The organism is Saccharothrix sp. NRRL B-16348, from assembly GCF_001280085.1.
GTDB lineage: Bacteria > Actinomycetota > Actinomycetes > Mycobacteriales > Pseudonocardiaceae > Actinosynnema.
Window position 1 is genome coordinate 22,234 of the sequence record NZ_LGED01000004.1, and the last position, 6,559, is coordinate 28,792.

At 73.8% G+C, this 6,559-nt stretch carries 6 protein-coding genes; all 6 read right to left on the reverse strand.

Annotated elements, in window-relative coordinates; genetic code table 11:
• Nucleotides 1-23: 23 nt before the first annotated feature.
• Complete coding sequence (locus ADK67_RS03180; protein WP_157619870.1) at nt 24-2,300, reverse strand: RCC1 domain-containing protein; 2,277 nt, start codon at nt 2,298-2,300, stop codon at nt 24-26.
• Nucleotides 2,301-2,381: 81 nt separating this feature from the next.
• Entirely contained in the window at nt 2,382-2,726 is a 345-nt protein-coding gene (locus tag ADK67_RS03185) for a hypothetical protein (RefSeq protein WP_063797486.1), read from the reverse strand.
• Nucleotides 2,723-3,700 carry an NUDIX hydrolase gene (locus ADK67_RS03190; protein ID WP_053714862.1) on the reverse strand — a complete coding sequence of 326 codons (978 nt, stop codon included), beginning with the start codon at nt 3,698-3,700 and terminating at the stop codon, nt 2,723-2,725. The genes ADK67_RS03185 and ADK67_RS03190 overlap by 4 nt, the downstream gene beginning before the upstream one ends.
• Nucleotides 3,697-4,818 carry a glycosyltransferase family 4 protein gene (locus ADK67_RS03195; protein WP_053714863.1) on the reverse strand — a complete coding sequence of 374 codons (1,122 nt, stop codon included), beginning with the start codon at nt 4,816-4,818 and terminating at the stop codon, nt 3,697-3,699. The genes ADK67_RS03190 and ADK67_RS03195 overlap by 4 nt, the downstream gene beginning before the upstream one ends.
• Nucleotides 4,815-5,747 (reverse strand): phosphatidylinositol mannoside acyltransferase, encoded by a 933-nt coding sequence (locus ADK67_RS03200; protein ID WP_053714867.1) that lies wholly within the window; start codon nt 5,745-5,747, stop codon nt 4,815-4,817. The genes ADK67_RS03195 and ADK67_RS03200 overlap by 4 nt, the downstream gene beginning before the upstream one ends.
• Before the next feature lie 11 nt (nt 5,748-5,758).
• Nucleotides 5,759-6,367 (reverse strand): phosphatidylinositol phosphate synthase, encoded by a 609-nt coding sequence (gene pgsA, locus ADK67_RS03205; RefSeq protein WP_053714864.1) that lies wholly within the window; start codon nt 6,365-6,367, stop codon nt 5,759-5,761.
• Between the last annotated feature and the right edge of the window lie 192 nt (nt 6,368-6,559).

The window sequence follows — 6,559 nt, forward strand, 5'->3', positions numbered from 1 at the left end:
GTGACCGGTGGTCACGGCGCGCCTCAGCCCGGGACCACCGCGAAGGCGCCCAGGGCGCCGACGGCGACGTCCGACGCGCCGGTGACGAGGGTCCGGACCGGCACGCTCGACCGGCAGTCCATCGGCAGCGGGGTCGTGGCGCAGGAGCCCGTGACGCCGGTGCCCAGGCGGCCGTTGTCGCCGTTGCCGCCCCAGGCCCACACCGCGCCGTCCGGCGTGCGGGCGACCGTGGTGCCGTAGGCGCTGTCGATCGTGGTCGGCCCGGTCAAGCCGGTGACCTGGACCGGGACGGTGGACCAGCAGACGGCGGTCGGCCCGGCGCAGGTCGCTCCGGTGCCGAGCGTGCCCCAGGTGTCGTCGCCCCAGGACCACACCCGGCCGTCCGCGGTCACGGCGTACCCGACCAGGTCGCCGCCCCCGATCGTGACGACGTCGGTCAGCCCGACCACCTGCGACGGGCTGACCCGGTCCGACGGGGCGGCTCCGGTCCCCGACTCGCCGCGCCAGTTCCGCCCCCAAGCCCACACCGTGCCGTCCGAGCGCAGGGCGAAGGCGGTCTGCGCGCCGGCCTCGATCGCGGTGATCCTGGTGTCGCCCGGCAGCGGCAACGAGACCCGCACCGGCGTGGCCGGTGGGCAGTTCGCGGTCGGGCACGCGCCGCCGCCCAGGTTGCCGAAGCCGTCCGAGCCCCACGCCCACACGGTGCCGTCCGCGACCAACGCGAACGTCGTCGAGTCGGAGGCGGCGATCGCCGTCGCCTTGGAGGGGACGAGCACCCGGGCCACTCTGCCCTGCTGATCCCAGCCCCACGTCCAGACGGAGCCGTCGGACTGGAGCGCGTGGCCCGTCTGCTCGCCCGCCGCCACGGCGACCATGCCGCTCATCCCGCCGCCCACCTGGAGCGGCACCGCCGAACTGCCCCCGCGGGTGCCGGTGCCGAGTTGGCCGGACCGGTTCTCACCCCACGCCCAGAGCGTGCCGTCGGACGTCACCGCGTAGGCCGTGCCGCGACCGGCGGCCACCGACGTCACGCCGGACAGCCAGGGGCGGCGGGACGGTGTCGGGCTGCCGTGGCCCGGGTCGCCGCCCCACGCGTGCAGGCAGTCGGCGACGCACCCCGGCGCGGTGGCGAAGAAGCCGGTCAGGTCGAGGATCAGGTCCGTGGAGCCAGCGTGGTTGTACAGGGTCATCCGCGCGCCGCGGCCGAGCGCGAGCACGGCGCCGTTGGAGGTGTCCCGGCCCGGCGGCAGGTTCAGGTTCGACGTGCTCGGTCTGGTCGTCTCGGCCGGGTAGGCCACGACGTACGTCGGCGCCGTGACGTTCGTGCCGGTCAGGTTCACCACGGCGGCGACCGCGGTGGCCGGCATCCACGAGTCCAGGGTGAAGTCCCTGGTCCAGCCCGCGAGGTAGGGGTCGTGGATGATGCGCGAGTCGGCGACGCGGGCCGGCGTCACCGGGTAGAACCGGTGGCCGCGGTCGGTCGCGTAGTACCCGGCCAGGTCCGCGAGCAGGTGCGTGCTGCCCGCGTGGTTGTAGAGCCGGACGCGCCGGTCGGCGCCCAGCGCGACGGTCACGAGGTTCGGGCTGGTCTGCCCCGGCTCCAGGTTCAGGTTCGACACGTCCGGCCGGGCCGCGCCGGACGGGTGCGCGGTGACGTGCGTCGACGCGGTCGGCCCGGTGCCGGTCAGGGTGAACGTCACCGCCGTTGCCGTGGCGGGCACGTGCGCGGACAGGTCCACCTCGCGGGTCGCCCCCGGACCGAGCGCGGTGGACGTGCGGGTGTCCAGCACCCGGGTCGCCGGCACCGCGGTGAACCGGGACGCGGGGTCGGGCGTGTAGTAGCCCGCCAAGTCGGCGAGCAGGTGCACCGCGCCCGCGTTGTTGTGCAGGTGCAGCCGCCGGTCCGGCCCCAGCAGGACGGTGATCTGGTTGGCCCTGGTCTCACCGGGCACGAGGTTCAGGATCGAGGCTGACGGAACGTTGTACTCGTCCGGCGACACCCGGATGTGCGTGGCCGCCGTCGGTGCGACACCGGTCAGGTTGAGCACGACCGCGGTCGCCGTCGCGGGGACCGTCGTGGTCAGGTCGAGCGTGATCCGGCCCTGGACCGGGCCCACCGCGCCGCCGGTGCCGTCCCTGGTGTCCAGCACCCTCGACGGCGACAGGGGCACGAAGGCGTAGCCCTCGTCCGCGAACACGCCGGCGGACGACGCCGACAACGCCGGACCGGCCTGCGCCGCCACGGGGTGAACCCCGAGCAGTGCCAGCACGCACACCGATAACGCCACTCGCCGTCTCATGCCGCTCCCCCACGTCCCCACCCCGGACGAGCAATCGTAGGGCGGTGGCGGGAGAAGCGGTACGCCCGGTCGGCCGCTCCGTCACACCTCGTACGGCAGCGAGTTCCACACCTTGACGAACGCCTCACGGGGTATCGGCTTGACCGGGTCCTCGTGCGGGTCGATCGGCTCGTCCGTGAGGCCGCCGTACGCGTCCTCCATCCGCCGCCACGAGTAGCGGTGCATGCCGCCGGCCGAAGGTAACTCGATCTGCCGGATCGCGATCAGCTCGCCCTCGTGCTCCACGGTCTCGTAGAGCGCACGCGCGCCCTCGTCCACCCAGCCCTCGACGTCCACGAACTCGAAGTAGGCGCGCGGCCGGTCCGACTCCTCCAGGGCGCGGTACCAGGAGACGACGTCGTCCATCCGGCTCGAGATCCCGATCATCGGACCGCACGGGTCGTGCCGTCCCACCCGACCAGCGCGCCGGGCAGCACCTCGGCCAGCTGCGCCGGGTACACCGTCGCGTCGGTCGACGCCAGTTCGTCCACCGACCACCACCGGTGCCGGCGAATGGTCTGCTGCTCGATCTCGTTGAACCGCGAGGTGTCCACGTCGACCGCCTCCACCTTTCCGACGAAGAACCACTCGACCGCCGCGTAGTTCAAGCCGCCGAAGGCGAACACGGCGTGCCGCTTCCACACCGGACCGACCAGCTCGTCCCCGGAGACCCGCACACCTGTCTCCTCGAACAGCTCACGCACCGCCGCGGTCCGGACGTCCTCCCCCGGCTCCACCCCGCCGCCGACGGTGAACCAGAACAGCTCGTCCGGCCGGCTCGGGTCGAAGCCCTCGAACAACAGCACCCGGTCGTCGGCGTCCAGCAGCACGACCCGCGCGGCCACGCGCTGGGTCAACGGGGACGCCTCGACGTCGCCGCCGGGTTCGGCGATCTCGAAGTAGGACGGCGTCGGCGCGGTGCCCGCGAGCCGCAACCACCGCACGGACCGCCGCCGGCGCAGCGCCAACGTGTCGCGCACGGCGTCATTGTGCACCCGCCGGGCCAGCACCACCCGTTGTTCGGCGTCGGACAGCTCGGCCGCCAGCGCGGGCGCCAGGACCGACCGGTCGAGCCCGTCCAACAACGCCGAGAGCCGGTTCTCCGCCGCCTCCCGGTCCGACCGCGCCGACCGCTCGGCCCGGTCCGCCGCCGCACGCAGCTCGGGCCTGCCGCACACCACGGCCACCGCCCGCGTCACCACGGCCCGCCGGGCGAGGGCCGCGTCCAGCGCCGCCCAGGCAGCGTCCGTGCGCACGTGCAGCCGGTCGAGCCGGTTGGCGGTGCCCAGCGTCCACGGCCCGACCAGCACCGCCAACGCCAGCAGCACGAGGAACGTCGTCGCGACGCCGGAACTGGTCACGCCTCACCCACCCGACGCGGGTCGGCCGCCATGGCGCTCTCGTACACCCGCACCACCTGGTTCGCGACCACCGACCAGTCGAACATCATCACCCGCTGCCGCGCCGCGTCCACGTAGTCCGCCCGCCGCGCGGGGTCGGTCAGCAGGTCGCGCAACGCCTCGGCCAGCGCGGACGAGTCCCCGACCGGGGTCAGCACGCCCGCCTTGCCGTCGTCGAGCACCCGCCGGAACGCGTCGAGGTCGCTGGCCAGCACGGCCGCGCCCGCCGACATCGCCTCGGTGAGGATGATCCCGAAGCTCTCGCCGCCGGTGTTGGGCGCGCAGTAGACGTCCACGCTGCGCAGCGCGCGCGCTTTCGTCTCGTCGTCCACCATGCCGAGGAACACCATCCGCGACGCCAGCTCCGGCCCCGCCTGCTTGCGCAGCTCGTCGGCGTCGCCGCGCCCGACCACCAGCAGTCGCACGTCCGGCAGGTCGAGTTCGCGGAACGCGTCCAGCAGCACCGGCATGCCCTTGCGCGGCTCGGTGAACCGGCCGACGAACCCGACCGTGCCGCCGGGGCGGGGGTAGCCGTCCAGGGGCGTCGCGTCGGCGAAGAACCCGACGTCGACGCCGTTGGGGATCTCCACCGCGTCACCGCCCAGGTGCTCCACCTGCACGCGCCTGGCCAGCGCGGACACCGCGATCCGGGCCGTGATCTTCTCCAGGAACGGCTGCAGCACCGCCTGGAACGCCGACAGCATCTTCGAGCGCGGCGTCGACGTGTGGAAGGTGGCGACGATCGGGCCGTCGGCCACCATCAGCGCCAGCATCGACAGCGACGGCGCGGTCGGCTCGTGCAGGTGCAGCACGTCGAAGTCGTGCTCGGCGATCCACCGCCGGACGCGGGTGAACGACACCGGCCCGAACGACAGCCTCGCCACCGAGCCGTTGTACGGGATGCCGACCGCGCGACCGGCCGACGTGACGAACTCCGGCACCGGCGTGTCGTCGTCGGCGGGGGCCAGCACCTCCACCTCGTGCCCGAGGCCGCGCAGGGCGTGTGCCAGGTCGACCACGTGCGCCTGCACTCCTCCGGGCACTTCGAAGGAGTACGGGCAGACTATGCCGACCTTCACGCGGATTCCCCCCGGCGGGCCAGCACCCGGCGCAGCGCCTTCTGCCTGCTCTCCGGCAGGTCGGCCAGCCACAGCTGCTGCATCATGTGCCAGTCGGTGGGGTGGGTGGCGATGTCGGCGGCGAACACGTCGGCCAGCTGCTGGGTCGCCGCGGGCACGCCTGCCGTGCCGGAGACCCGGACCGGCGGGTGCAGCCGGATGACCCAGCCGTCCTCGGTGAACCACAGGCCGGCCGGGATCAGCGCCGCGCCGGTGGTCGCGGCCAGGTGCGCGGGGCCGGCGGGCATCATGGTGCGCTCGCCGAAGAACGTCACGGGCACGCCGCCCGCGGTGAGGTCGCGGTCGGCGAGCAGGCAGACGACCTGGTTCGCGCGCAGCCGTTCGGCGAGCACGAGCGCCGGGTTGCGGTCGCCGCCGGTCAGCGGCACGACCTCGAAGCCCAGGCTCTCCCGGAACGCGATGAACCGCCGGTACAGCGACTCGGGCTTGAGCCGCTCGGCGACGGTGGTGAACGTGCCGCAGTGCCCGACCAGCCAGACGCCCGCCATGTCCCAGTTGCCGCAGTGCGGCAGCGCGATGACCGCGCCGCGGCCCTCGGCCAGCGCCGCGTCCAGGTTCTCGACGCCGCTCATCGTCCGGTCCAGCTCGGCGTAGAGCTTCTCGAGGTCCAGCGACGGCATCCGGAACGCCTCGCGCCAGTACCGCGCGTAGGAGCGCACCGCCAGCCTGACCAGCTCGTCCAGCTCGGCCTCGCCCGCCTGCGGCACGACCCGGCGCAGGTTCGACCGCAGCTGCCGCACGCCACCGCCGCCGCGCTTCGCGGCCCGGCCCGCGACGGCGTCGAACAACGCCCGCGCCGCCTTCTCCGGCAGCAGCCGCACCAGGCGCCACCCCGCCGCGTAGCCCAGGTCGGCCAGGCTGCCCTTGATGTCCCGAGCGGTCACGTCCCGAGCTCCTTCGCGGCGCGGCTCACGGCCAGGACGCGCTGCACGACGGTGATCGACACCAGCGCGGCCAGCAGGTACAGGGCCACGGGCAGGATGTAGGGCACGCCGAGCCCGTGCAGGCCCACGCCGACGAGCGCCACGATGAAGCGCTCGGCGCGCTCGGCGATACCGCCGTCGGCGGAGAGCCCGGACGCCTCGGCCCGCGCCTTCACGTACGACGTGACCTGCGCGCCGACCAGCGAGACCAGGGTCGCCGCGGCCAGGCCGTGCTCGTCCGCGCCGAACGCCCACCAGGCGATGGCGGCGAACAGCGCGCCGTCGGCGATCCGGTCACAGCTCGCGTCCAGCACGGCGCCGAACTTCGTGCCGCCGCCCTGCGCGCGCGCCATGGCGCCGTCGATCAGGTCGAACAGCACGAACACGGTGACCAGCGCCGCGCCCGTGAACAGCTGCCCGCGCGGGATGAACCACAGCGAGACGGCGACGGAGCCGACGGTGCCCAGCACCGTGACGGCGTTCGGGGTGAGGCCGCGGCGCAGCAGCCACGCACCGATCGGATCGGTGACGCGCGAAACCGACGCGCGGGCGAAGATGTTCAGCATGGGGTGGCGGGGCACCTACCGACGGGGACGAAGTGGTCACCGGCAGCCTAACCACCCAGCTCAGCCGAGCTTGCGGTGGTCCCTGGAGATCTGCTCCAGCAGGTCCTCCAGCGCGTCGCCGCGCACCGCCAGCCGTTCGAGCCTGCCGAACAGCGCCAGGTACTCGCGCACGTCGTGCGGGTCGGTGATGGT